At 41.7% G+C, this 24,141-nt stretch carries 21 protein-coding genes; 17 read left to right on the top strand and 4 right to left on the bottom strand.

The features are described from left to right. Positions 1-40 precede the first annotated feature (40 nt). Positions 41-1,039 carry a UDP-glucose 4-epimerase GalE gene (gene galE, locus KB197_RS01990; RefSeq protein ID WP_064275927.1) on the bottom strand — a complete coding sequence of 333 codons (999 nt, stop codon included), beginning with the start codon at positions 1,037-1,039 and terminating at the stop codon, positions 41-43. Positions 1,040-1,332: 293 nt separating this feature from the next. Here galE and pepA point away from each other — a divergent pair, with 293 nt between their 5' ends. After that, positions 1,333-2,397 (top strand): glutamyl aminopeptidase, encoded by a 1,065-nt coding sequence (gene pepA, locus KB197_RS01995; RefSeq protein WP_064275928.1) that lies wholly within the window; start codon positions 1,333-1,335, stop codon positions 2,395-2,397. 19 nt (positions 2,398-2,416) lie between these two features. Further along, positions 2,417-2,713 carry a bacteriocin immunity protein gene (locus tag KB197_RS02000; RefSeq protein WP_064275929.1) on the top strand — a complete coding sequence of 99 codons (297 nt, stop codon included), beginning with the start codon at positions 2,417-2,419 and terminating at the stop codon, positions 2,711-2,713. Between the two features lie 96 nt (positions 2,714-2,809). On the opposite strand, the gene KB197_RS02005 is transcribed toward KB197_RS02000, so the two are convergent. Continuing rightward, positions 2,810-4,441, bottom strand: coding sequence for a Na/Pi cotransporter family protein (locus KB197_RS02005; protein ID WP_033676213.1), 1,632 nt, complete (start codon positions 4,439-4,441; stop codon positions 2,810-2,812). A gap of 303 nt (positions 4,442-4,744) precedes the next feature. Here KB197_RS02005 and KB197_RS02010 point away from each other — a divergent pair, with 303 nt between their 5' ends. The 13 genes from KB197_RS02010 to dnaJ all read left to right on the top strand — a co-directional run bounded on the left by KB197_RS02010 (position 4,745) and on the right by dnaJ (position 21,283). Then, positions 4,745-10,096: an endo-beta-N-acetylglucosaminidase gene (locus KB197_RS02010; protein WP_064275930.1), complete on the top strand. Its 5,352-nt coding sequence runs from the start codon at positions 4,745-4,747 to the stop codon at positions 10,094-10,096. Between the two features lie 89 nt (positions 10,097-10,185). Then, the gene (locus KB197_RS02015; RefSeq protein ID WP_001096743.1) at positions 10,186-11,382 is read left to right on the top strand and encodes a phosphoglycerate kinase; all 1,197 of its coding nucleotides are present in this window, start codon (positions 10,186-10,188) and stop codon (positions 11,380-11,382) included. A 135-nt stretch (positions 11,383-11,517) separates the two neighbouring features. Then, entirely contained in the window at positions 11,518-12,045 is a 528-nt protein-coding gene (locus KB197_RS02020) for an FUSC family protein (RefSeq protein WP_049515975.1), read from the top strand. 76 nt (positions 12,046-12,121) lie between these two features. Further along, the gene (gene glnR, locus KB197_RS02025; protein ID WP_000659548.1) at positions 12,122-12,478 is read left to right on the top strand and encodes a transcriptional repressor GlnR; all 357 of its coding nucleotides are present in this window, start codon (positions 12,122-12,124) and stop codon (positions 12,476-12,478) included. 36 nt (positions 12,479-12,514) lie between these two features. Next, the gene (glnA, locus tag KB197_RS02030) at positions 12,515-13,861 is read left to right on the top strand and encodes a type I glutamate--ammonia ligase (RefSeq protein WP_001122886.1); all 1,347 of its coding nucleotides are present in this window, start codon (positions 12,515-12,517) and stop codon (positions 13,859-13,861) included. Between the two features lie 119 nt (positions 13,862-13,980). After that, on the top strand, positions 13,981-14,301 hold the full coding sequence (locus KB197_RS02035; RefSeq protein WP_031233152.1) for a PadR family transcriptional regulator: 321 nt from the start codon (positions 13,981-13,983) through the stop codon (positions 14,299-14,301). Beyond that, positions 14,301-14,876, top strand: a complete 576-nt coding sequence (locus tag KB197_RS02040; protein WP_084887533.1) for a DUF2812 domain-containing protein — start codon at positions 14,301-14,303, stop codon at positions 14,874-14,876. The genes KB197_RS02035 and KB197_RS02040 overlap by 1 nt, the downstream gene beginning before the upstream one ends. 34 nt (positions 14,877-14,910) lie before the next feature. Next, on the top strand, positions 14,911-15,420 hold the full coding sequence (locus tag KB197_RS02045) for a DUF2812 domain-containing protein (RefSeq protein WP_212573712.1): 510 nt from the start codon (positions 14,911-14,913) through the stop codon (positions 15,418-15,420). A gap of 163 nt (positions 15,421-15,583) precedes the next feature. Continuing rightward, entirely contained in the window at positions 15,584-16,618 is a 1,035-nt protein-coding gene (gene hrcA / locus KB197_RS02050; protein ID WP_000255759.1) for a heat-inducible transcriptional repressor HrcA, read from the top strand. A 26-nt stretch (positions 16,619-16,644) separates the two neighbouring features. Beyond that, positions 16,645-17,169: a nucleotide exchange factor GrpE gene (grpE, locus tag KB197_RS02055; RefSeq protein WP_000046038.1), complete on the top strand. Its 525-nt coding sequence runs from the start codon at positions 16,645-16,647 to the stop codon at positions 17,167-17,169. Positions 17,170-17,421: 252 nt separating this feature from the next. Continuing rightward, positions 17,422-19,245, top strand: coding sequence for a molecular chaperone DnaK (gene dnaK / locus KB197_RS02060; protein ID WP_000034661.1), 1,824 nt, complete (start codon positions 17,422-17,424; stop codon positions 19,243-19,245). Positions 19,246-19,356: 111 nt separating this feature from the next. Then, positions 19,357-19,989 (top strand): DJ-1/PfpI family protein, encoded by a 633-nt coding sequence (locus KB197_RS02065; RefSeq protein WP_125458162.1) that lies wholly within the window; start codon positions 19,357-19,359, stop codon positions 19,987-19,989. A gap of 157 nt (positions 19,990-20,146) precedes the next feature. Then, positions 20,147-21,283 (top strand): molecular chaperone DnaJ, encoded by a 1,137-nt coding sequence (gene dnaJ, locus KB197_RS02070; RefSeq protein WP_212573711.1) that lies wholly within the window; start codon positions 20,147-20,149, stop codon positions 21,281-21,283. Positions 21,284-21,571: 288 nt separating this feature from the next. Here dnaJ and KB197_RS02075 read toward each other — a convergent pair whose 3' ends face one another. Both KB197_RS02075 and KB197_RS02080 read right to left on the bottom strand, forming a co-directional pair. After that, complete coding sequence (locus KB197_RS02075) at positions 21,572-21,859, bottom strand: hypothetical protein (protein WP_000777754.1); 288 nt, start codon at positions 21,857-21,859, stop codon at positions 21,572-21,574. Positions 21,860-21,868: 9 nt separating this feature from the next. Beyond that, positions 21,869-22,279: an HIT family protein gene (locus KB197_RS02080; protein WP_001278317.1), complete on the bottom strand. Its 411-nt coding sequence runs from the start codon at positions 22,277-22,279 to the stop codon at positions 21,869-21,871. Positions 22,280-22,346: 67 nt separating this feature from the next. Between KB197_RS02080 and KB197_RS02085 the strand changes: the two genes are divergently transcribed. Continuing rightward, positions 22,347-23,078, top strand: coding sequence for an ABC transporter ATP-binding protein (locus KB197_RS02085; RefSeq protein WP_212573710.1), 732 nt, complete (start codon positions 22,347-22,349; stop codon positions 23,076-23,078). Continuing rightward, a complete protein-coding gene (locus KB197_RS02090) occupies positions 23,075-24,124 on the top strand; it encodes an ABC transporter permease (RefSeq protein WP_125416343.1) in 1,050 nt (349 codons plus the stop codon). Before KB197_RS02085 ends, KB197_RS02090 begins: the two co-directional genes overlap by 4 nt. Positions 24,125-24,141: the final 17 nt, after the last annotated feature.

The raw sequence follows: 24,141 nt of genomic DNA on the forward strand, positions 1-24,141 counted from the left end.
ATCTATCTGTGTTTTTATTTATTATTGATGTTTCTGCTATTTATTCCAAAATATTTTTACCTTCTTTAACTCGCCAACGATAATCTGATAAAATAATATCTTCGAGGGAGTAGCTAGCCTGCCAATCAAGATATTGTTTAGCTTTTGATGCATCTGCTAGGACGCTGGCTGGGTCACCAGCACGACGAGCAACAATCTCGTGTGGGATTTTTTGATCCAGTAATTCTTCAGCAGTTTTAAAGATTTCTTTGACAGTATAGCCTTTTTCAGTTCCTAGGTTAAAGATTTGAGAAGAACTGTCTTCTTGAAAGAGGTAATTCATCCCTTTAACGTGGGCTTGTGCAAGGTCTAAGACATGAATGTAGTCCCGAATACATGAACCGTCACGTGTATCGTAGTCATCTCCAAATATTTTTAGGCTCTCATTTTGTCTCAATGCAGTCTTGTTGATGTTAGGGATGATGTGAGTTGGATTTTTCACACGCAGGCCGTTTGAAGCATCCATTTCAGCCCCAGCTACATTAAAGTAACGGAAAATGACATATTTCCAGTCGTAGCGATTGGCCATCCAGTAAATCATTCGTTCACCCATCAGTTTTGTCTCTGCATAAGGGTTGACAGGGTCGAGCAGGGTATCTTCAGTTGCTGGCTTGTCAATACAGTTATTACCATAGAGAGATGCAGTTGAAGAGAACATAATTTTTTGAATGCCAACTTCAGATAAGACTTTGAGAACTTGGTTCATACCAGCAACATTGGCAGTGAAGTATTTGCTTGGGTTTTCAATACTTTCGCTCACAACAATCTCACCTGCACAATGAAGAACGGCATCAATCTGATTTTCTTCTAAGTAAGTCTTTAAGGCGCTAGCATCATAAACATCCAGTTGTTTAAAGCTAGCACGACTATCTACAGCCGCTCGATTTCCTGTAGAGAGATTATCTAGAACATGTACCTGATAGCCAGCATTTAAAAGAGCTTTAACGGTATGGGAGCCAATGTAGCCAGCCCCACCTGTGACAAGAATTGTTTTGGTCATGATTTTTTCCTTTTCCTAGTTTTATACTATTTTAAAGAAAGAGGAAAGGAAAGTCAATTATTTTCTGTAATTTTCATGAAAAATTGAACAAACATAGTGTTGAATTGTTTTTTGTTTGAAAATAAAAACTTGGGTTAATCTTGAAATATTTCTTAGATTTTACCACACAAGCAAGAGAATACAATCTTTTTCTAAGATACAGTAAGACTAAGATACTAATTTAGAAATCCACCTTCCCGCTATCCTTCTCCTATAAAAAGTGGTAAAATGGGTGAAAGAAAGAAGGAACTGAAATGACAACATTATTTTCAAAAATCAAAGAAGTAACAGAACTTGCTGCGATCTCAGGTCATGAAGCACCTGTCCGTGCCTATCTTCGTGAAAAGTTGACACCGCATGTGGATGAAGTGGTGACAGATGGCTTGGGTGGTATTTTCGGGATCAAACATTCAGAAGTTGCGGATGCACCGCGCGTATTGGTCGCTTCTCATATGGATGAGGTTGGTTTTATGGTCAGCGAGATCAAGCCAGACGGTACCTTCCGTGTCGTAGAAATCGGTGGTTGGAATCCTATGGTAGTCAGCAGCCAACGTTTTAAACTCTTGACTCGTGAGGGTCGTGAAATTCCTGTGATTTCGGGTTCTGTCCCTCCACATTTAACTCGTGGTAAGGGCGGCCCAACTCTGCCAGCTATTGCAGATATCGTCTTTGATGGCGGTTTTGCGGATAAGGCTGAGGCAGAAAGCTTTGGCATCCGTCCTGGCGACACCATCGTACCAGATAGTTCTGCAATCTTAACGGCTAATGAAAAAAATATCATCTCAAAAGCTTGGGACAACCGCTACGGTGTTCTTATGGTTAGCGAGTTGGCGGAAGCTCTGTCAGGTCAAAAACTCGGAAATGAACTCTATCTTGGCTCTAACGTCCAAGAAGAAGTTGGTCTTCGTGGTGCTCATACTTCCACAACTAAGTTTGATCCAGAAGTTTTCCTAGCAGTTGACTGTTCACCTGCTGGTGATGTTTATGGTGGCCAAGGCAAGATTGGGGATGGAACCTTGATTCGTTTCTACGATCCAGGTCACTTGCTTCTCCCAGGTATGAAGGATTTCCTTTTGACAACGGCTGAAGAAGCTGGAATCAAGTACCAATACTACTGTGGTAAAGGTGGAACAGACGCTGGCGCAGCTCATCTGAAAAATGGCGGTGTCCCATCTACAACTATCGGTGTCTGCGCTCGTTATATCCACTCTCACCAAACCCTCTACGCTATGGATGACTTCCTAGAAGCTCAAGCTTTCTTGCAAGCTTTGGTGAAAAAACTGGATCGTTCAACGGTTGATTTGATTAAAAATTATTAAACTTAAGGAGGTGGTAGGGATGGCAGAACCAAACCTAGAAAGCCTTATAAAAGATCTTTACAATCATGCTCGACATGATTTGAGTGAAGATTTAGTTGTTGCTCTCCTAGAGGCTGCTAAAAAACTACCAACTGCAAATGAGCAATTACTAGCAGTACGACTCTCAGGGCTTGTCAATCGTGAATTGCTTAAGAATCCCAGACATCCGGCACCTGAGTTGCTCAACTTAGCTCGTTTTATCAAAAGAGAAGAAGCCAAGTACAGAGGAACTGTAGCTTCTGCGCTTATGTATGGGGAGCTCTTTAAAATGCTTTGATTCCATTGTGAATCAAAGCATTTTTCTATATGGTAGAAGAGTAATTCTTGATGAGGAGAAGAAAAAGCCATCCCATTTAGGATAGCTTCTTGGTTCTTAGATTTGTTCAGCAATGACCTTTTCAGCTAGATTCATAGCATGGTCAGACACACGAGTGTAGTGGGAAACAATGTCGATAAAGTTGACACCAGCTTGTGTAGAACACTCGCCCTTGTTGAGGCGTTTGATGTGAGTCTTTCTGAGAACACGTTCCATATTGTTGATTTCTTTATGGCGTTCAATCAGACTTTGAGCTTTTTCAATATCATTGTTTTCCACGCTATCAAGGGCATCCTTGATAAAGCCAGTGGTTTTTTGATAGATATCAGCCAATTCCTGCAAAGCAGCTTCAGAGAACTCAACATTTTTACGTTGAAGATAGTCAGTTAGATTGATTAGCGCTTCTGCGTGGTCCCCAATCCGTTCCAAATCGCGGGATGAATCAAGGATATTGGTGAGCACTTCACTTTCTTTCTGGCTAAGGGCTTCACTTGAAAGGGTAATAAGGTAACGAGTCAATTTTTCATCAATGGTATTGATGGCTTCTTCTGTCTTGTGGCCTTTTTCAGCAACCTTTTCATTAAGGTCAATGATGTAGTTGTATGAAAGGTCAAAGGCTTTGGAAGCATAATTTCCCAAGTGAAGGAGTTCTTTTTTGGCATTTCCGAGAGCGATTGATGGAGCTTGTTTAATCAAATGCTCATCAAGATAAAGTGGCTCGTACTTGACAACTTCATCTTCACCAGGGATGAGCTTGGTTACAAAGTAGGCCAAGGCTCCGATGAATGGAAATTGCACAATGGTGTTACTTACGTTAAAGGCACCGTGTGAGAAGGCGATGGTCATCTCAGGTGAGAGGTGAAGGAGTGCTTGGAAGTACTCAATCATAGATGTAAAGGGACCTAATAAGATTAAGCAAAGGATAGTTCCTAAAACGTTAAAGGTAACGTGGGTTGCAGCAACGCGTTTCGCAGAGACATTGGCTCCAGCTGCCGCGATGATAACTGTTAGGGTTGTCCCGATATTATCCCCGAAGAGAACAGGTAGAGAACCTTTAAGGTCAAGGAATCCACCTGCATAGAGACCTTGCAAAATCCCGATTGTCGCAGAAGAAGCTTGGATGAGAACGGTAATCACTGCACCGGCAAAAACTCCTAATACAGGATTTTGTCCCAAGGTTACCATGTATTCCTTGAATTGTGGTAAATCTTTAAGAGGGCTCATACCGGCACTGATGAGGTTGAGAGCATAGAAGATTCCCCCTACACCAAACAGGATGCGCCCGATATTGTTTGCTGTTCTATTTTTGGTAAAGAAGAGGAACATGGTTCCAAGGAAAATCAGGGGTAAAGCATACTCACCAAGCTTGAAACCGATGATAAAGGAAGTAACTGTGGTTCCGATGTTGGCTCCCATGATAATTCCGATAGCCTGTCTAAGAGTGAGAAGACTAGCGCTGACCAGTCCAACCGTGATAACTGTAACCCCTGTACTTGACTGAATCAGGGCAGTCACGACAATTCCGACTAGAACACCTAAAAAGGGATTGCTAGTGTACTTGTCAATGTAAAAACGAAGGCGATCTCCAGCAGCTTGTTGCAAACCGTCTCCCATGGTCTTGATACTATATAAGAATAGTCCCAGACCACCTAAAAAGTGAAATAAAATTTCCTGCCAATTAATGGACATTTCTTTTTCCTCCGAAAAATAATAACGGAATTTCTCCTATTCTATTTTAAAGGATAAAAGTAAATCTAACAAGTGTTAAGCTAAGATTTTAGAAAGAAAATTCGTTAGAATGGGCCTTAATTATATTAATTTTACCAATTTCTAACCTAGATATAGGTATTTCCTTTTATATATTGACATTTAAAAGAAATATTTTAAAATGAGGGAGGAATTATCTTGGTCCCTGTGATTGGGATAAAAATTTTATAAAGAAAGTTAAGCGCTTTCTTTTATGCAACAAAATCAATCTTTTAGGAGAAGAAAATGAAGAATCCATTTTTTGAAAGACGTTGTCGTTATAGTATTCGTAAGTTATCAGTAGGAGCCTGCTCGCTAATGATTGGTGCTGTTTTATTTGCTGGTCCAGCCTTGGCTGAAGAAACTGCAGTTCCTGAAAATAGCGGAGCCAATACAGAGCTTGTTTCAGGAGAGAGTGAGCATCCAACTAATGAAACTGACAAGCAGCATGAAGGAGAACATGCTAGAGAAAATAAGCCAGAAAAAGCAGAAGGAGTAGCGACAGCATCTGCAACTGCTTCGCCAGCAAGCAATGAAGCTGTAACTACTGAAACCGCAGAGGCAGCTAGCGCAGCTAAACCAGAGGAAAAAGCAAGTGAGGTGGCTGCAGAAACACCATCTGCAGAAGCAAAACCTAAGTCTGACAAGGAAATAGAATCAAAGCCTGAAGCCACTAGCCAAGGCGATGAGTCTAAGCCAGTAGCAGAAGCTAATAAGACTGAAAAAGAAGTCCAGCCAGATGTCCCTAAAAATACAGAAAGAACATTAAAACCAAAGGAAATCAAATTTAATTCTTGGGATGAATTGTTGAAATGGGAACCGGGTGCGCGTGAGGATGATTCCATCAATCGTTCCTCAGTTGAACTAGCCAAGCGCCATAGAGGCCAGTTGGTGAACGAAAAAGCAAGCAGAAGAGCCAAGGTTCAGGCGCTAGCAAATACCAACTCAAAGGCTAAAGACCACGCTTCTGTTGGTGGAGAAGAATTCAAAGCCTACGCCTTTGACTACTGGCAATACTTGGATTCAATGGTCTTTTGGGAAGGTCTCGTTCCAACTCCTGACGTTATTGATGCAGGTCACCGTAACGGGGTTCCTGTATATGGTACACTCTTCTTCAACTGGTCTAATAGTATTGCAGACCAAGAAAAATTCGCTGAAGCTTTGAAGCAAGACCCAGATGGTAGCTTCCCAATCGCCCGTAAATTGGTAGACATGGCCAAGTATTATGGTTATGATGGCTATTTCATTAACCAAGAAACAACTGGAGATTTGGTTGAACCTCTTGGTGAAAAAATGCGCCAGTTTATGCTCTATACAAAAGAATATGCGGCAAAGGTCAACCATCCAATCAAGTATGCTTGGTACGATGCCATGACCTATAAATATGGTCGTTACCACGAAGATGGTCTAGGTGATTACAACTACCAGTTCATGCAAAAAGAAGGTGACAAGGTCCCTGCGAATCAATTCTTTGCCAATTTCAACTGGAATAAGGAAAAGAATGACCACTCTGTAGAAATGGCAAAATGGCTGGAACGTAGCCAATATGATGTCTTTGCAGGATTGGAATTGCAACAAGGTGGTTCTTATAAGACAAAAGTTAAATGGGATGCCCTCTTAGATGAAAAAGGCAAGTTACGCTTGTCACTTGGACTCTTTGCACCAGATACAATTACCAGTCTAGGAAAAACAGGTGAAGACTACCACAAAAACGAAGATATCTTCTTCACAGGTTACCAAGGAGATCCGACAGCTCAAAAACCAGCGGATAAAGAGTGGTATGGGATTGCTAATTTAGTTGCAGACCGCACACCAGCAGTGGGTCGGACCTTCACTACCTCCTTTAATACAGGCCATGGTAGAAAGTGGTTTGTAGACGGAAAGGTTTCTAAGGATTCTGAGTGGAACTACCGTTCGGTTTCAGGTGTCTTGCCAACATGGCGCTGGTGGCAGACTTCAACAGGGGAAAAACTTCGTGCAGAATATGATTTTACAGATGCCTACAATGGAGGAAATTCCCTTAAATTCTCTGGTGATGTAGCTGGTAAGACGGACCAGGATGTGAGACTTTATTCTACTAAGTTAGAAGTAACTGAGAAAACCAAACTTCGTGTTGCCCACAAGGGAGGAAAAGGTTCTAAAGTTTTTATGGCCTTCTCTACAACTCCAGACTACAAATTCGATGATGCAGATGCATGGAAAGAGCTAACCCTTTCTGACAACTGGACAAATGAAGAATTTGATCTCAGCTCACTAGCAGGTAAAACCATCTATGCAGTCAAACTCTTCTTCGAGCATGAAGGAGCTGTAAAAGATTATCAGTTTAACCTAGGTCAATTAACAATTTCAGACAATCACCAATCACCACAAGCACCTACAGGCCTTTCTGTGGTGAAACAATCTCTTAAAAATGCCCAAGAAGCTGAAGCAGTGGTCCAGTTTGCGGGTAATCAAGATGCGGATTTCTATGAAGTCTACGAAAAAGATGGGGATAACTGGCGTTTGTTGACAGGTTCATCTGCTTCAACCATCTACTTGCCAAAAGTTAGCCGCTCTGCTAATGCGACTGGTACGACGCAAGAATTGAAAGTTGTTGCAGTTGGTAAAAATGGCCTTCGTTCAGAAGCTGCGACGACATCCTTTAACTGGGGCATGACTGTTCAGGATACGACTCTCCCAAGACCTTTGGCTGAAAATATTGTTCCAGGGGCAACGGTTATCGGTAGCACTTTCCCGAATACCGAAGGTGGAGAAGGTATTGAAGGTATGTTGAACGGTACCATTACCAGTCTTTCAGACAAGTGGTCTTCAGGACAATTGAGCGGTAGTGTCGATATTCGTTTGACTCAACCACGTCGTGTTGTCAGATGGGTGATGGATCATGCGGGAGCTGGTGGTGAGTCTGTTAACGATGGTCTGATGAACACCAAGGATTTTGATCTTTACTACAAGGATACAGATGGCGAGTGGAAACTAGCTAAGGAAGTCCGTGGTAATAAAGCGCACGTTACGGATATCACTCTTGACAAACCAATTACTGCCCAAGACTGGCGTTTGCATGTCATTACATCTGATAACGGAACACCTTGGAAGGCCATTCGTATCTACAACTGGAAGATGTACGAAGCCTTGGACACTGAAAGTCAAAATATTCCAATGGCTAAGGTAGCTGCTCGTTCACTTGGAAACCACCAAGTTCAACTAGGCTTCTCTGATGTTCCGGCAGGCGCAACCATCACCGTTTACGACAAGGCTGATTCACAAACACCAATTGCAACCTTAAAGACTGAAACTGGCGGTGACTTGGCAACAGCTCCATTGGGCTTTGATAAGCAACCAACTCTCCTATACTATCGTACCCAACTACCTGGCAAAGAAATCAGTAATACCTTGGCTGTAGCGATTCCACAGGATGAGAGAAAAATTGCTGCAGTTAGCCTTGAAAAAGGACCTAAAAAGACAGTTTATAAAGAAGGAGAAAAACTGGACCTCAGAGGCGGAACACTCCGTGTTCAATACGAAGGGGGACAAGCCGACGAGCTGATTAACCTTACTCACTCAGGTGTGACGGTATCTGGATACGACGCTCATCAAAAAGGGGAACAAAACCTAACACTGCAATACCTTGGTTTACCAGTGTCAGGTGATCTGAAAGTCCAAGTGACAGGACAGGATGAAGGAAAACCAAAAGAAGTAGCGGGCTTGCATATTACTAAGAAACCAAAAACAGACTATCTAGTAGGAGAACAACTGGATCTCTCTGAAGGTCGCTTTGGTGTTCTCTATGATGACGAGACAGAAGAGACTCACAGCTTTACTGATGAAGGTGTTGAAATCACGGGATACGATGCTCAGAAGACTGGACGCCAGACCTTGACCCTGCATTACAAGGGGCACACAGCTGAGTTTGATGTCTTGGTTTCTCCAAAGGCTGCAGTTAATGATGAATACCTTAAACAAGAAATCACTGCTACCCAAGGCCGTCAGTCAACCCTTGCCTATACCTTCTCAAGTGAGAACAAACAAGCTGTACTAGTAGAGAAACTCAATGCAGCGAAAGCTGTTGCAGAAAACCATGATGCCAGTCAAGAAGAAGTCAACAAAGCCTTGAATGAATTGAAACAAGCTGGAGCGGATTTGGATGGAAATCAACGTTATCAGACAGCTAGAGAAGAATTGGAAGGTTTGCTCGAATCTATCCGTGAAAAAGATCCTAAAGCTGAGTTGATTGAACAAGCAGAAACTTTGTTGGCTTCAGAGATGCCAACTCCACAAGCTTTTGCGGACATGAAAGAAAAGCTGAATAAGAAACTAGCTCCTGCAGAAGAAAGTCATCATGTTGGTAGCATGGATCCAAGTGAAGTAGCCCCAACAGTTGAGGTCCTCCCTGAACTAGTTGTTGAAACTGAAACAACAGCCTATGAACGTCAAGAGCGACCAAATGCGAACCTTCTTAAAGGTCAACGTCAACTTGTCCAAAAAGGAGAAGAAGGGCAGATTCGTCGTCTAGTAGAAGTAGATGCTCAAGGCAATCGTATCCTTCGTACAACAGAAATTCTCAAGGAAGTTGTTCCAGAGATTACCGAAGTAGGTACAAAAGTTCTTTCAAGTAATCAACCAGCAGAAGGAGTAAAAGACTTAGTTTTAGAAATTCCGAAACTAGAAATTGAAGAGGATACAGTGGTCTTCGAACGTCAAGAGCGACCAAATGTGAACCTTCTTAAAGGTCAACGTCAACTTGTCCAAAAAGGAGAAGAAGGGCAAATTCGTCGTCTAGTAGAAGTAGATGTCCAAGGTAAACGCACCCTTCGTTCAACTGAAATTCTCAAGGAAGCTGTTCCAGAGATTACCGAAGTAGGTACAAAAGTTCTATCAAGCAATCAACCAGCAGAAGGAGTAAAAGACCTAGTTTTAGAAATTCCGAAACTAGAAATTGAAGAGGATACAGTGGCCTTCAAACACCAAGAACATCCAAATCCAAATCTCCCAGTCGGTCAACGTCAACTTGTCCAAGCAGGAGTTGAGGGACAAATTCGTCGCTTGGTTGAAGTAGATAGTCAAGGCAATCGTACTCTTCGTTCAACTGAAATTCTCAAGGAAGCTGTTCCAGAGATTACCGAAGTAGGTACAAAAGTTCTATCAAGCAATCAACCAGCAGAAGGAGTAAAAGACCTGGTTCTAGAAACTCCGAAACTAGAAGTTGAAAAAATTGCAGTATCCTTTGAACGTCAAGAACGTCCAAACTCAGAGCTTCTCAAAGGTCAACGTCGTATTGTTCAAGCTGGAGAAGAAGGACAAATTCGTCGCTTGATTGAAGTAGATAGCCAAGGCAATCGTACCCTTCGTACAACAGAAGTTCTCAAGGAAGCTCTTCCAGAAATTGTTGAAATTGGAACAAAAGTAAAAACAGAACCAGCAGTAGCGCCTACACAAGAAAAACCATCCCAAAATACAGCAGTTAAATCAGAAGAAGCAAGCAAGCAATTGCCAAATACAGGAACTGCTGATGCCAATGAAACCCTAATAGCAGGATTGGCAAGCCTTGGTCTTGCTAGTTTAGCCTTGACATTGAAACAGAAAAAAGAAGATGAAGATTAAATATCGAAAAATCTTGTGAAATCTTTCCTTATATTTCCAAAGTGTGATATAATAGTTTCGAATAAAATAAATAAAGGGGTTTTTGTAACATGGCAAAACTTACTGTTAAAGACGTTGACTTGAAAGGTAAAAAAGTCCTCGTTCGTGTTGACTTCAACGTACCATTGAAAGATGGCGTAATCACTAACGACAACCGTATCACAGCAGCTCTTCCAACTATTAAGTACATCATCGAACAAGGTGGACGTGCAATTCTTTTCTCTCACCTTGGACGTGTGAAAGAAGAAGCTGATAAAGCTGGTAAATCACTTGCTCCTGTAGCAGCAGACTTGGCAGCAAAACTTGGTCAAGATGTTGTTTTCCCAGGTGTAACTCGTGGTGCTGAATTGGAAGCAGCTATCAACGCTCTTGAAGATGGACAAGTTCTTTTGGTTGAAAACACTCGTTACGAAGATGTTGACGGTAAAAAAGAATCTAAAAACGATCCTGAACTTGGTAAATACTGGGCATCACTTGGAGATGGTATCTTCGTAAACGATGCATTCGGTACAGCTCACCGTGCACACGCATCTAACGTTGGTATCTCAGCAAACGTTGAAAAAGCAGTTGCTGGTTTCCTTCTTGAAAACGAAATTGCCTACATCCAAGAAGCAGTTGAAACTCCAGAACGTCCATTCGTAGCGATCCTTGGTGGTTCAAAAGTTTCAGACAAGATTGGTGTTATCGAAAACTTGCTTGAAAAAGCTGATAAAGTCCTTATCGGTGGTGGTATGACTTATACATTCTACAAAGCACAAGGTATCGAAATCGGTAACTCACTTGTAGAAGAAGACAAATTGGATGTTGCGAAAGCTCTTCTTGAAAAAGCAAATGGTAAATTGATCTTGCCAGTTGACTCAAAAGAAGCAAACGCATTTGCTGGTTACACAGAAGTGCGTGACACTGAAGGTGAAGCAGTTTCTGAAGGCTTCCTTGGTCTTGACATCGGTCCAAAATCTATCGCTAAATTTGATGAAGCTTTGACTGGTGCGAAAACAGTTGTATGGAACGGACCTATGGGTGTATTTGAAAACCCAGACTTCCAAGCTGGTACAATTGGTGTGATGGACGCTATCGTGAAACAACCAGGAGTTAAATCAATCATTGGTGGTGGTGACTCAGCTGCCGCAGCGATTAACCTTGGCCGTGCAGACAAGTTCTCATGGATCTCTACTGGTGGTGGAGCATCAATGGAACTTCTTGAAGGTAAAGTTCTTCCAGGACTTGCAGCCTTGACAGAAAAATAAGATTTTATAACTAAATCAAAGAATAGAGGGATGAAAGTTCCTCTTTTCTTTTGCTTAAAATAAAAACGCTTCCTCTCAACTATTGCTCATAAAATCAGCCAATTTATGATAAAATGGAAATAGAAAGTTGAGATTATGAGTTATTTTAAAAAATATAAATTCGATAAATCCCAGTTCAAACTTGGTATGCGAACCTTTAAAACAGGTATTGCTGTTTTTCTAGTTCTCTTGATTTTTGGCTTTTTTGGTTGGAAAGGTCTTCAAATTGGTGCTTTGACAGCCGTTTTTAGCCTGAGGGAGAGTTTTGATAAGAGTGTCCATTTTGGGACTTCGCGTATTCTAGGAAATAGTATCGGTGGTCTCTATGCCCTCCTCTTCTTCCTATTAAATACCTTTTTCCACGAAGCCTTTTGGGTAACCTTAGTAGTTGTTCCAATATGCACCATGTTAACCATTATGACAAATGTAGCCATGAATAACAAAGCAGGAGTTATTGGTGGTGTAGCAGCTATGTTAATCATTACCCTATCGATTCCGAGTGGCGAAACAATTTTGTACGTATTTGCGCGTGTATCAGAAACTTTTATGGGAGTTTTTGTCGCAATTCTCGTAAATTACGATATTGATCGTATTCGGCTCATTTTAGAGAAAAAAGAAAAATAATGTTACATTTTATAACATTATCAATTGACGTTTGTCTTTTTTTAGACTATAATAGACAGAAAGAAGGAAATTGTAAATGAAGGAAAAAGAATTTCGCCGAAATATGGCTGTTTTTCCTATCGGCAGTGTTATGAAGTTGACCGATTTATCGGCGCGTCAGATTCGTTATTATGAAGATCAAGAGTTGATAAAGCCTGATCGAAACGAAGGGAACCGTCGCATGTATTCCTTGAATGACATGGATCGTCTGCTTGAAATCAAAGATTATATCTCTGAAGGTTATAATATCGCTGCTATTAAGAAAAAATATGCTGAACGTGAAGCGAAATCCAAGAAAGCGGTGAGTCAGACTGAAGTACGTCGTGCACTTCACAATGAACTCCTCCAACAGGGTCGCTTTGCTTCGGTACGGTCGCCTTTTGGTCGCGGTTAGGCAACCGCAAGTAGTCATACATTAAGGAGAAAACTCATGCCAATCACAGCTGCAGATATTCGTCGTGAAGTCAAGGAAAAAAATGTTACCTTTATTCGTCTCATGTTCTCAGATATTTTGGGAACCATGAAAAACGTCGAAATTCCTGCTACAGATGAACAGTTAGATAAAGTCTTGTCAAACAAGGCTATGTTTGATGGATCTTCTATTGAAGGTTTTGTACGTATCAATGAGTCGGATATGTACTTGTACCCAGACTTGGATACATGGACAGTCTTCCCTTGGGGAGATGAAAATGGAAGTGTTGCAGGTTTGATCTGTGATGTCTATACAACAGAAGGTGAACCATTTGCAGGTGACCCTCGTGGCAATTTGAAACGTGCTCTTCGTCACATGGAAGAAGTGGGATTCAAGTCCTTCAACCTTGGACCAGAGCCAGAATTCTTCCTATTTAAATTGGATGAAAATGGAGACCCAACACTTGAAGTAAATGACAAGGGTGGTTACTTTGATTTGGCACCTACTGACCTTGCGGATAATACACGTCGTGAGATTGTGAATGTCTTGACCAAAATGGGATTTGAAGTAGAAGCGAGTCACCACGAGGTTGCGGTTGGACAACACGAGATTGACTTTAAGTACGATGAAGTTCTTCGTGCTTGTGATAAGATTCAAATCTTTAAACTTGTTGTTAAAACCATTGCTCGCAAACATGGACTTTACGCAACCTTTATGGCAAAACCAAAATTTGGTATTGCTGGCTCAGGTATGCACTGTAATATGTCCCTGTTTGATGCAGAAGGAAACAATGCCTTCTTTGATCCAAATGATCCAAAAGGAATGCAGTTGTCAGAGACTGCCTACCATTTCCTTGGCGGTTTGATCAAGCATGCCTACAACTATACTGCTATCATGAATCCAACGGTTAACTCATACAAACGTTTGGTTCCAGGTTATGAAGCCCCTGTTTACATTGCTTGGGCTGGTCGTAACCGTTCGCCACTTGTGCGTGTGCCTGCTTCACGTGGTATGGGAACTCGTCTTGAGTTGCGTTCAGTGGATCCAATGGCGAACCCTTACATCGCTATGGCTGTTCTTTTGGAAGTTGGTTTGCATGGTATTGAAAATAAAATCGAAGCACCAGCTCCTATCGAAGAAAATATCTACATCATGACAGCAGAAGAGCGCAAGGAAGCTGGTATTACAGACCTTCCATCAACCCTTCACAACGCTTTGAAAGCTCTGACTGAAGATGAAGTTGTCAGAGCGGCTCTCGGAGAACATATCTATACTAGTTTCCTTGAAGCCAAACGAATTGAATGGGCAAGTTATGCAACCTTTGTTTCACAATGGGAAATTGATAATTATTTAGACCTTTACTAATACTAATATAGAAGAAAGATTGCCTGTGGGTAATCTTTTTTCTTGTGTTTTATATCGAGATGTGATATATTTTATATAACGAGGTGCGATATATCGAACTGGATAGGAGGTGGTTATAAATGGAATTAACGGATAAGATTCGTCGAGTTTATCTTCCGATGACGGAAACGGGTTTTTATATCTTGTTCTGTCTGCAAAAGGAAGGTCATGGGTACAGTATTACGCAAAAGGTCAAGGAGATGACAGATTTGCAAGTTTCGATTAGTCCTGGAACTATGTATGGAACCTTGTCAAAGATGGAAAAGGATGGTTTGATTTCCTTTGTCCGCGAAGAGGAAAAACGGAAAATCTATCAGATTACAGACTTGGGACGCAAAGTCTTAGATATTGAATTGAAGCGTATTGAACGGCTCTATAGAAACAGTCGGGAGGAAGGATGATGGAAAAGAAAATTGTTTATCGAATTTTTACAATTGCGGATTATGAGAGGGAGGCTCTATACTTTAGAGAAATGCATGCTAAGGGCTGGAAACTTAGGAAAGTAAGCTATTCTATCTTATTGTTTGCAGTTAAGTATACCTTTGAAAAGTGTCACCCTGAGCAAGTGTCTTATCAGTTGGACTTTTACCCAATGGAAAAATCAGAGAGAGCTTCCTATTTACAACTGTTTAAAGACTGTGGCTGGGAGCATATTACAGACTTTAATAGTTTTTCCTATTTTAGAAAAGTACATTCTGAAATTGAATCGGATGCAGAGTTTGAAATTTATAATGACGCGGCCGGGAAGTTAGCTATGGTTAATCGCATTTTAAGACTGCGATTAGTACCTGTTTTACTTTTGCTAGCCATACATATACCATTCTTACTTAAGTTGCTCAATAAAAGTAATGCGTATGGTCTATGGAGTTTATTTGCGGTCGGGCTAGATATTTTCTTGTCTTTAATCCTTTTGTTAATAGTTGCCTATATTAGCTGGAAGTTATGGCATAAAAAGAAGGAATTATCAGATTTATGATAGGGTAGGTATGCTCAAAATTGGAGGGGAAGTCATGATAAATAAAAAGCAATTTCGGATTTTCACCATTGTTGATTTGGACAAAGAAGAAGAATATTTACATGAGATGCATTTGAAAGGTTGGAGGTATAGAACTAGTCGTTTTGGTTTGTTCTATTTTGACCAATGTCAACCAGATGATGTGATGTACAGTGTATGGAATACTAGCTATCTTAGAAAGAATGAGATAGTGTTGCAAAGTATTAAGGATAGAGGCTGGGAGTTTGTGGAGCGATGTTCTTATTCTGTTTTCCGAAAGGCAACTGGTGATATAGTTTCAAACGATCAATCTTTTATAGATAATCGACTTAGATGGGAAGGTGTGAAATCAGGATTTCGTTCATGTGTAACCTCTATCTCAGGAGGTCTAGTTGTTTGTATGAGTTTGTTTAGAGAAGATCTTTCCATGTCTTTCTTCATCATTTTTGCTCTATATGCTTTTATGATTTCTTATCTAATCTATGGTTATTTCAGATTAAAAAGGAAATACCAAGTAGATGAATAGCAAGGTTCTAGGTCTTCAGACTGATTTTTAGCACTCTTGACAAAAGAGTGCTAATTTTTTGAGTTTTTATCTTGACATTCTCTTTTAAGGGTGTATAATAGAATCATAAGTTAGCACTTGAGTGTATCGAGTGCTAATCGATCAGACAGAGAGGAGTGATGAGGTGGTTACAGAGCGTCAGCAGGATATTTTAAATCTGATTATTGACATCTTTACCAAAACGCACGAACCTGTCGGATCCAAAGCCTTGCAAGAGTCTATTAACTCTAGCAGTGCAACCATTCGTAATGACATGGCGGCTCTAGAAAAGCAAGGGTTGCTTGAGAAGGCCCATACTTCAAGTGGTCGGATGCCAAGTGTTGCTGGTTTTCAGTACTATGTGAAACACTCACTGGATTTTGACCGACTAGCTGAAAATGAGGTATATGAGATTGTCAAAGCCTTTGATCAGGAATTCTTCAAATTGGAGGATATTCTGCAAGAGGCTGCTAACCTGCTGACAGACTTGAGTGGCTGTACGGTAGTAGCACTGGATGTTGAGCCGAGCAGGCAACGTTTGACAGCCTTTGATATCGTTGTTTTGGGGCAACATACAGCCTTGGCGGTATTCACCCTAGACGAGTCTCGAACGGTTACCAGTCAGTTTCTGATTCCAAGGAACTTTTTGCAGGAGGATTTGCTGAAGCTGAAGAGCATCATTCAGGAACGTTTCCTCGGCCACACCGTTCTAGATATTCACTACAAGATTCGGACGGAGATTCCGCAGATTATCCAGCGTTACTTTACAACAACGGACAATGTTATCGATCTCTTTGAACATATCTTTAAGGAAATGTTCAACGAAAACATTGTGGTGGCGGGCAAAGTCAATCTCTTGAATTTTGCCAATCTGGCAGCTTATCAGTTCTTTGACCAACCGCAAAAGGTGGCTCTGGAGATTCGTGAGGGTCTGCGTGAAGATCAGATGCAAAACGTTCGTGTTGCAGACAGTCAAGAGTCCTGTCTAGCCGACCTAGCGGTGATTAGTAGCAAGTTCCTCATTCCTTATCGGGGAGTTGGAATTCTAGCCATTATCGGTCCAGTTAATCTGGATTATCAGCAATTAATCAACCAAGTCAATGTAGTCAATCGTGTTTTGACCATGAAGTTGACAGATTTTTACCGCTACCTCAGCAGTAATCATTACGAAGTACATTAAGATTGAAATCATTAAAGGAGGCGAAAATGGCCCAAGATATAAAAAATGAAGAAGTAGAAGAAGTTCAAGAAGAGGAAGTTGTGGAAACGGTAGAAGAAACAACTCCTGAGAAGTCTGAATTGGACTTGGCAAATGAACGTGCAGATGAGTTCGAAAATAAATATCTTCGCGCTCATGCAGAAATGCAAAATATCCAACGCCGTGCCAATGAAGAGCGTCAAAATTTGCAACGTTATCGTAGCCAGGACTTGGCAAAAGCGATTCTCCCTTCTTTGGACAACCTTGAGCGTGCACTCGCAGTTGAAGGTTTGACAGATGATGTGAAGAAGGGCTTGGAAATGGTGCAAGAAAGCTTGATTCACGCTTTGAAAGAAGAAGGAATCGAAGAAATCGCAGCTGACGGTGAATTTGACCATAACTATCATATGGCCATCCAAACTCTTCCAGCAGACGATGAACACCCAGCAGATACCATCGCCCAAGTTTTCCAAAAAGGCTACAAACTCCATGACCGTATCCTACGCCCAGCCATGGTAGTTGTTTACAACTAGGAGAGAGCGCTTAAAAACCTTGTCCGAAACGACAATAAACTATGAAGAAAGATAAGAGGCAAGCCGGAGGCTTGCAAGGAAGATATTTCCCACCGTGGTGAAAGTTTCAGTAGCAAAAGCTACTGAAACAGGGGATTTTTGAGACAATAGGCTCAAAAATAAGTGATGAAATCCCGTAGGGAGTTGCTCACGTCCCCACCACTTAAGGGAAATATAAAAAAATAGAAAATTAACTAACAAGGAGAAAAACACATGTCTAAAATTATCGGTATTGACTTAGGTACAACAAACTCAGCGGTTGCAGTTCTTGAAGGAACTGAATCAAAAATCATCGCAAACCCAGAAGGAAACCGTACAACTCCATCTGTAGTATCATTCAAAAACGGCGAAATCATCGTCGGTGACGCTGCAAAACGCCAAGCAGTAACAAACCCAGATACAGTCATCTCTATCAAATCTAAAATGGGAACTTCTGAAAAAGTTTCTGCTAACGGAAAAGAATACACCCCACAAGAAATCTCAGCAATGATTCTTCAATACTTGAAAGGCTACGCTGAAGACTACCTTGGTGAAAAAGTGACTAAAGCAGTTATCACAGTTCCAGCATACTTCAACGATGCTCAACGTCAAGCAACTAAAGACGCTGGTAAAATCGCTGGTCTTGAAGTAGAACGTATTGTCAACGAACCAACAGCAGCAGCCCTTGCTTACGGTTTGGACAAGACTGACAAAGAAGAAAAAATCTTGGTATTCGACCTTGGTGGTGGTACATTCGACGTTTCTATCCTTGAATTGGGTGACGGTGTCTTCGACGTATTGTCAACTGCAGGGGACAACAAACTTGGTGGTGACGACTTTGACCAAAAAATCATCGACCACTTGGTAGCAGAATTCAAGAAAGAAAACGGTATTGACTTGTCTACTGACAAGATGGCAATGCAACGTTTGAAAGATGCAGCTGAAAAAGCGAAGAAAGACCTTTCTGGTGTAACTTCAACACAAATTAGCTTGCCATTTATCACTGCAGGTGAAGCTGGACCTCTTCACTTGGAAATGACTTTGACTCGTGCTAAATTTGACGATTTGACTCGTGACCTTGTAGAACGTACAAAAGTTCCAGTTCGTCAAGCCCTTTCAGATGCAGGTTTGAGCTTGTCAGAAATCGACGAAGTTATCCTTGTTGGTGGTTCAACTCGTATCCCAGCCGTTGTCGAAGCTGTTAAGGCTGAAACTGGTAAAGAACCAAACAAATCAGTTAACCCTGACGAAGTAGTTGCTATGGGTGCTGCCATCCAAGGTGGTGTGATTACTGGTGATGTCAAAGACGTTGTCCTTCTTGACGTAACACCATTGTCACTTGGTATCGAAACAATGGGTGGTGTCTTCACAAAACTCATCGACCGTAACACAACAATTCCAACATCTAAATCTCAAGTCTTCTCAACTGCGGCAGACAACCAACCAGCCGTTGATATCCACGTTCTTCAAGGTGAACGCCCAATGGCAGCAGATAACAAGACTCTTGGGCGTTTCCAATTGACAGATATCCCAGCTGCACCTCGTGGAATTCCTCAAATCGAAGTAACATTTGACATCGACAAGAACGGTATCGTGTCTGTTAAAGCTAAAGACCTTGGAACTCAAAAAGAACAAACTATTGTGATCCAATCGAACTCAGGTTTGACTGATGAAGAAATCGACCGCATGATGAAAGATGCAGAAGCTAATGCTGAAGCAGATAAGAAACGTAAAGAAGAAGTTGACCTTCGTAACGAAGTAGACCAAGCGATCTTTGCGACTGAAAAGACAATCAAGGAAACTGAAGGCAAAGGATTCGACGCAGAACGTGACGCTGCCCAAGCTGCCCTTGATGACCTTAAGAAAGCGCAAGAAGACAACAACTTGGACGACATGAAAGCAAAACTTGAAGCATTGAACGAAAAAGCTCAAGGACTTGCTGTTAAACTCTACGAACAAGCTGCAGCAGCGCAACAAGCTCAAGCAGGAGCAGAAGGGGCGCAAGCAACAGGAAACGCAGGCGATGACGTCGTAGACGGAGAGTTTACGGAGAAATAAAATAGTCCAGTGGACTATTTTATCCCGAGCTTGAAAATCAGGTGAGTATAAGAAGAAATCCAGAGGTTGCAACCCAGCCTCTGTTTTTCGGTAAAATAGAGGATGTTGCGTATGAAAAAAGTACTTTGTGTCATTTATCCTAATTTTTCTCTTTATGAGATAACCACTTTAACAAGTACTTTAGCTCTGTCTTTTGATATCACGATTGATTATGTAGCTTCTGAGAATTCGATGGTGGTCTCTGAGGATGGTTTGTCCTGTCAACCGACGAAAACATTGGATCAGATCCGTATAGAAGATTATTCTTGTGTGATTTTGCCAGGAATGGTAAATATAGGTCCTGCTCTACAAGATGAGAGATTGATCTCGTTTTTGAGAAGTCTTAATGAGCAAGATATACTAATTGCAGCCATTTCTTCAGCGCCCCTTTTATTGGCGAAAGCAGGCTTGTTGAACGACACGAAATTTACAGGTGGAATTTGGCAAAACTTCTTTGACTATTTTGAATTTCTTCCACGTGAGAATTTCCAACCGAAAGTTCTTGTCCAAGATAAACAAATCATTACGGCTATCGGTTTTGCACATCAAGAGTTTGCAAGAAAAGTGATTTTCGGTTTAGGGTTGGCAGAGAATACGGACAACTATTTTAAAGAAAAGAACGAGTATGCTGAAGAGGATTTGATATTTACTCTATCAGATGAAGAGTTTAATCAAGTGAAGCAGAGTATAGAAAACAGCCTCTAAAGATTTACATGAAAATTATAGAAAGGAACAAGGGTGTTCGCAACTGAACACGGGCTACGGACTGTACCAAAAAGATAGTTTTTTCTAGGACGCAAGCGTCCGTCGTCAAAACTCCTATTTTGGCTGTGTCCGTTTGACGCCCTTTGTATCTTGAATTATGAACAATACTGAATTTTATGATCGTCTGGGGGTGTCAAAAAACGCTTCGGCAGACGAGATCAAAAAGGCTTATCGTAAGCTTTCGAAAAAATATCACCCAGATATCAATAAGGAGCCTGGTGCTGAGGAAAAGTACAAGGAAGTTCAAGAAGCCTATGAGACTTTGAGTGACGACCAAAAACGTGCTGCCTATGACCAATACGGTGCTGCTGGAGCCAACAGTGGTTTTGGTGGAGCTGGTGGTTTCGGCGGTTTCGATGGGGCAGGAGGCTTCGGTGGTTTTGAAGATATCTTCTCAAGTTTCTTCGGCGGAGGCGGTGCTTCACGCAATCCAAATGCTCCTCGTCAGGGGGATGACCTCCAATACCGTGTGAATTTGACCTTTGAAGAAGCTATTTTTGGAGCTGAAAAAGAGGTTAAGTACAATCGTGAAGCAAGCTGTAGTACATGTAATGGCTCAGGTGCTAAGCCAGGAACAAGTCCAGTCACTTGTGGACGCTGTCATGGTGCTGGTGTCATTAACGTCGATACGCAGACTCCGCTTGGTATGATGCGGCGTCAAGTAACCTGTGATGTCTGTCATGGTCGCGGAAAAGAAATCAAAGATCCATGTACAACATGTCACGGAACAGGTCATGAAAAACAAGCCCATAGCGTACATGTCAAAATTCCTGCTGGTGTAGAAACTGGTCAACAAATTCGCCTAGCCGGTCAAGGTGAAGCTGGATTTAACGGTGGACCTTATGGTGACTTGTATGTAGTGGTTTCTGTGGAAGCCAGCGACAAGTTTGAACGTGAAGGAACCACTATCTTCTACAATCTCAACCTCAACTTTGTCCAAGCAGCTCTTGGTGATACAGTTGATATCCCAACGGTTCACGGTGATGTTGAATTGGTTATCCCAGAGGGAACTCAGACTGGTAAGAAATTCCGTCTACGTGGCAAGGGAGCTCCGAGCCTTCGTGGTGGTGCAGTTGGGGACCAATACGTTACCGTCAATGTTGTGACTCCGACAGGCTTGAACGACCGCCAAAAAGCAGCTTTGAAAGAATTCGCAGCTGCAGGTGATTTGAAAGTAAATCCAAAGAAAAAAGGCTTCTTTGACCATATTAAAGATGCCTTTGATGGAGAATAAAGTAAAAAGAGCCGAGTGGCTCTTTTTGTTTATAGATTTTTTATGACTTTCCTTAAGTAATGACGGACGGTAGCGACCTTCTTCGAAGTTCCATACCTAAACTTTGAGCCTAGGTCTCAAAGTTTCCGAACACCTGAAACCAAACTATTTCAGGTGTTTTCATTACGGCGGAAAGTCTGGGAAAGCATTCGATTTAGTTCTGAAACGATGAAAGAGTTGTCTAAATTGTGATGTATAGTTGCTGGGATATAACTTGTTTACGTTTTAAAAAGAGCCGTCGGGCTCTTTTTACTTATCTTCAATTTCCTGTGTTTCTTTTATCACAGCTAGTCTAGTCTGGATATCTTTTTCCAAGACCTTAAACTTGTAAGTCAGGTCTTCTTGGTATTCCTTGATGAGTTCTTTTTGCTGGTCAATGATTTGTAGGCTGTTTTGGATAATATCTACATCATCCTTGATAGCTTGAACGCGGTCAGTGGTATTCAAGACTTCATCTGTGATGGTTTGGCGATTTTTTGTGACCAGATAACTTCCGGCTGCAGCTCCTGCAAATAGCAGTAGATTGGATAATTTCATGGCAACTCCTTAGGCGTTTTTGATGGTTTCAGCGACTTGAGCAAGTTTGTCAAAGTCTGGTTCGTGGGCGATAAAATCAATCTTGAGGTCATCGTCCGCACTGTAGCGAGGTACGAGGTGAACGTGGGTATGAAAGACGGTTTGCCCTGCGATTTCTTCACAGTTAGCAATGATATTCATACCAGCAGCCTTGGTAGCTTTCATGACTTTTTGAGCTACTTTTGGTACTTGGGCAAAGAGTTGGCTAGCGCTAGTAGCGTCCATCTCCAAAAGATTGCGATAGTGTTCCTTTGGCACGACTAAGGTGTGTCCTGGTGTCACTTGAGAGATATCAAGAAAGGCAAGAACCTGCTCATCTTCATATACTTTTGAAGCAGGAATTTCCCCTGCAATGATTTTACAAAAAATGCAATCTGACATAAAATCTACCTCTACTGTATTGAATTTTGATATAATATAGCTACATTATACCAGATTTGGAGAAAATATGTTAGAAATTAAAAACCTGACAGGTGGCTATGTTCATGTCCCTGTCTTGAAAGATGTGTCCTTTACTGTTGAAAGTGGGCAGTTAGTTGGTTTGATTGGTCTCAATGGCGCTGGGAAATCAACGACAATTAATGAAATTATCGGTCTGTTGACACCTTATAGCGGTTCTATCAATATCAATGGTCTGACCCTGCAAGAAGATGCAACGAGCTACCGCAAGCAGATTGGCTACATTCCTGAGACGCCTAGCCTGTATGAGGAATTGACCCTTAGAGAGCATATCGAAACGGTTGCTATGGCTTATAGTATTGAGCAAAAGGTAGCTTTTGAGCGAGTAGAACCTTTATTAAAAATGTTCCGTCTGGACCAGAAATTGGACTGGTTCCCTGTTCATTTTTCAAAAGGGATGAAGCAGAAGGTCATGATTATCTGTGCTTTTGTGGTGGATCCGAGTCTCTTCATCGTGGATGAGCCTTTCCTTGGTCTCGATCCGCTGGCTATTGCAGACTTGATTCAGCTTTTGGAAGTGGAAAAGCAAAAAGGCAAGTCTATTCTCATGAGTACCCACGTGCTGGATTCGGCTGAGAAGATGTGTGATACCTTTGTCATTCTCCACAAGGGGGAAGTGCGTGCCAAGGGAAATCTGGCGCAACTGCGCGAAGCCTTTGATATGCCTGAGGCTAGTTTGAATGATATTTACTTGGCTCTGACCAAAGAGGAGGAGTTATGAAAGACTTGTTTTTAAAGAGAAAGCAGGCTTTTCGTAAGGAGTGTCTTGGTTATTTGCGCTATGTTCTCAATGACCACTTTGTCTTGTTCCTGCTTGTCCTGCTGGGCTTTCTAGCCTACCAGTACAGTCAACTCTTGCAACATTTTCCTGAAAATCATTGGCCTATCCTTTTGTTTGTAGGAATTACCTCTGTTTTACTTTTGCTTTGGGGAGGAATTGCCACCTATATGGAGGCTCCAGACAAGCTCTTTCTCTTGGTCGGAGAAGAGGAAATCAAGCTCCATCTCAAGCGTCAAACTGGCATTTCCCTAGTCTTTTGGCTCTTTGTCCAGACCCTTTTCTTGCTGTTATTTGCGCCTTTATTTTTGGCAATGGGTTATGGCTTGCCAGTTTTTTTGGTCTATGTGCTTTTATTGGGAGTAGGAAAATATTTCCTCTTTCGTCAAAAGGCCAGCAAATTTTTCACGGAAACTGGACTGAACTGGGACTATGTCATTTCCCAAGAAAGCAAGCGTAAGCAAGTCTTGCTTCGTTTCTTTGCCCTCTTTACGCAGGTAAAGGGAATTTCAAACAGCGTCAAGCGTCGTGCCTATCTGGACTTTATCCTAAAGGCTGTTCAGAAGGTTCCTGGGAAGATTTGGCAAAATCTCTATCTGCGTTCTTATCTGCGAAATGGAGATCTCTTTGCCCTCAGTCTCCGTCTGCTCCTACTTTCCTTGCTAGCGCAGGTCTTTATCGAGCAAGCTTGGATTGCGACAGCAGTGGTGGTTCTCTTTAACTACCTCTTGCTCTTCCAGTTGCTGGCCCTCTATCATGCCTTTGACTACCAGTATTTAACCCAACTCTTTCCACTGGACAAGGGGCAAAAGGAAAAAGGCTTGCAGGCGGTAGTCCGAGGATTGACCAGTTTTGTTTTACTTGTGGAATTAGTTGTTGGGTTGATTACCTTCCAAGAAAAACTAGCACTTCTAGCCTTACTGGGAGCTGGTTTAGTTTTACTAGTCTTGTACTTACCTTATCAGGTAAAACGTCAGATGCAGGACTAATATTGCTTATATGATAT

It is taken from the genome of Streptococcus sp. 11-4097 (assembly GCF_018215285.2).
Classification (GTDB): domain Bacteria; phylum Bacillota; class Bacilli; order Lactobacillales; family Streptococcaceae; genus Streptococcus.

Excerpts from the sequence above, each read along its gene's own strand:
- KB197_RS02015 (WP_001096743.1), top strand. The coding sequence starts at position 10,186 with ATGGCAAAACTTACTGTTAAAGACGTTGACTTGAAAGGTAAAAAAGTC.
- KB197_RS02005 (WP_033676213.1), bottom strand. The coding sequence starts at position 4,441 with ATGTCCATTAATTGGCAGGAAATTTTATTTCACTTTTTAGGTGGTCTG.
- KB197_RS02080 (WP_001278317.1), bottom strand. The coding sequence starts at position 22,279 with ATGTCAGATTGCATTTTTTGTAAAATCATTGCAGGGGAAATTCCTGCT.
- KB197_RS02040 (WP_084887533.1), top strand. The coding sequence starts at position 14,301 with ATGGAAAAGAAAATTGTTTATCGAATTTTTACAATTGCGGATTATGAG.
- KB197_RS02085 (WP_212573710.1), top strand. The coding sequence starts at position 22,347 with ATGTTAGAAATTAAAAACCTGACAGGTGGCTATGTTCATGTCCCTGTC.
- KB197_RS02035 (WP_031233152.1), top strand. The coding sequence starts at position 13,981 with ATGGAATTAACGGATAAGATTCGTCGAGTTTATCTTCCGATGACGGAA.
- dnaK (WP_000034661.1), top strand. The coding sequence starts at position 17,422 with ATGTCTAAAATTATCGGTATTGACTTAGGTACAACAAACTCAGCGGTT.
- KB197_RS02075 (WP_000777754.1), bottom strand. The coding sequence starts at position 21,859 with ATGAAATTATCCAATCTACTGCTATTTGCAGGAGCTGCAGCCGGAAGT.
- KB197_RS02000 (WP_064275929.1), top strand. The coding sequence starts at position 2,417 with ATGGCAGAACCAAACCTAGAAAGCCTTATAAAAGATCTTTACAATCAT.
- KB197_RS02010 (WP_064275930.1), top strand. The coding sequence starts at position 4,745 with ATGAAGAATCCATTTTTTGAAAGACGTTGTCGTTATAGTATTCGTAAG.
- KB197_RS02045 (WP_212573712.1), top strand. The coding sequence starts at position 14,911 with ATGATAAATAAAAAGCAATTTCGGATTTTCACCATTGTTGATTTGGAC.
- KB197_RS02065 (WP_125458162.1), top strand. The coding sequence starts at position 19,357 with ATGAAAAAAGTACTTTGTGTCATTTATCCTAATTTTTCTCTTTATGAG.
- dnaJ (WP_212573711.1), top strand. The coding sequence starts at position 20,147 with ATGAACAATACTGAATTTTATGATCGTCTGGGGGTGTCAAAAAACGCT.
- glnR (WP_000659548.1), top strand. The coding sequence starts at position 12,122 with ATGAAGGAAAAAGAATTTCGCCGAAATATGGCTGTTTTTCCTATCGGC.
- pepA (WP_064275928.1), top strand. The coding sequence starts at position 1,333 with ATGACAACATTATTTTCAAAAATCAAAGAAGTAACAGAACTTGCTGCG.
- KB197_RS02020 (WP_049515975.1), top strand. The coding sequence starts at position 11,518 with ATGAGTTATTTTAAAAAATATAAATTCGATAAATCCCAGTTCAAACTT.
- glnA (WP_001122886.1), top strand. The coding sequence starts at position 12,515 with ATGCCAATCACAGCTGCAGATATTCGTCGTGAAGTCAAGGAAAAAAAT.
- galE (WP_064275927.1), bottom strand. The coding sequence starts at position 1,039 with ATGACCAAAACAATTCTTGTCACAGGTGGGGCTGGCTACATTGGCTCC.
- KB197_RS02090 (WP_125416343.1), top strand. The coding sequence starts at position 23,075 with ATGAAAGACTTGTTTTTAAAGAGAAAGCAGGCTTTTCGTAAGGAGTGT.
- grpE (WP_000046038.1), top strand. The coding sequence starts at position 16,645 with ATGGCCCAAGATATAAAAAATGAAGAAGTAGAAGAAGTTCAAGAAGAG.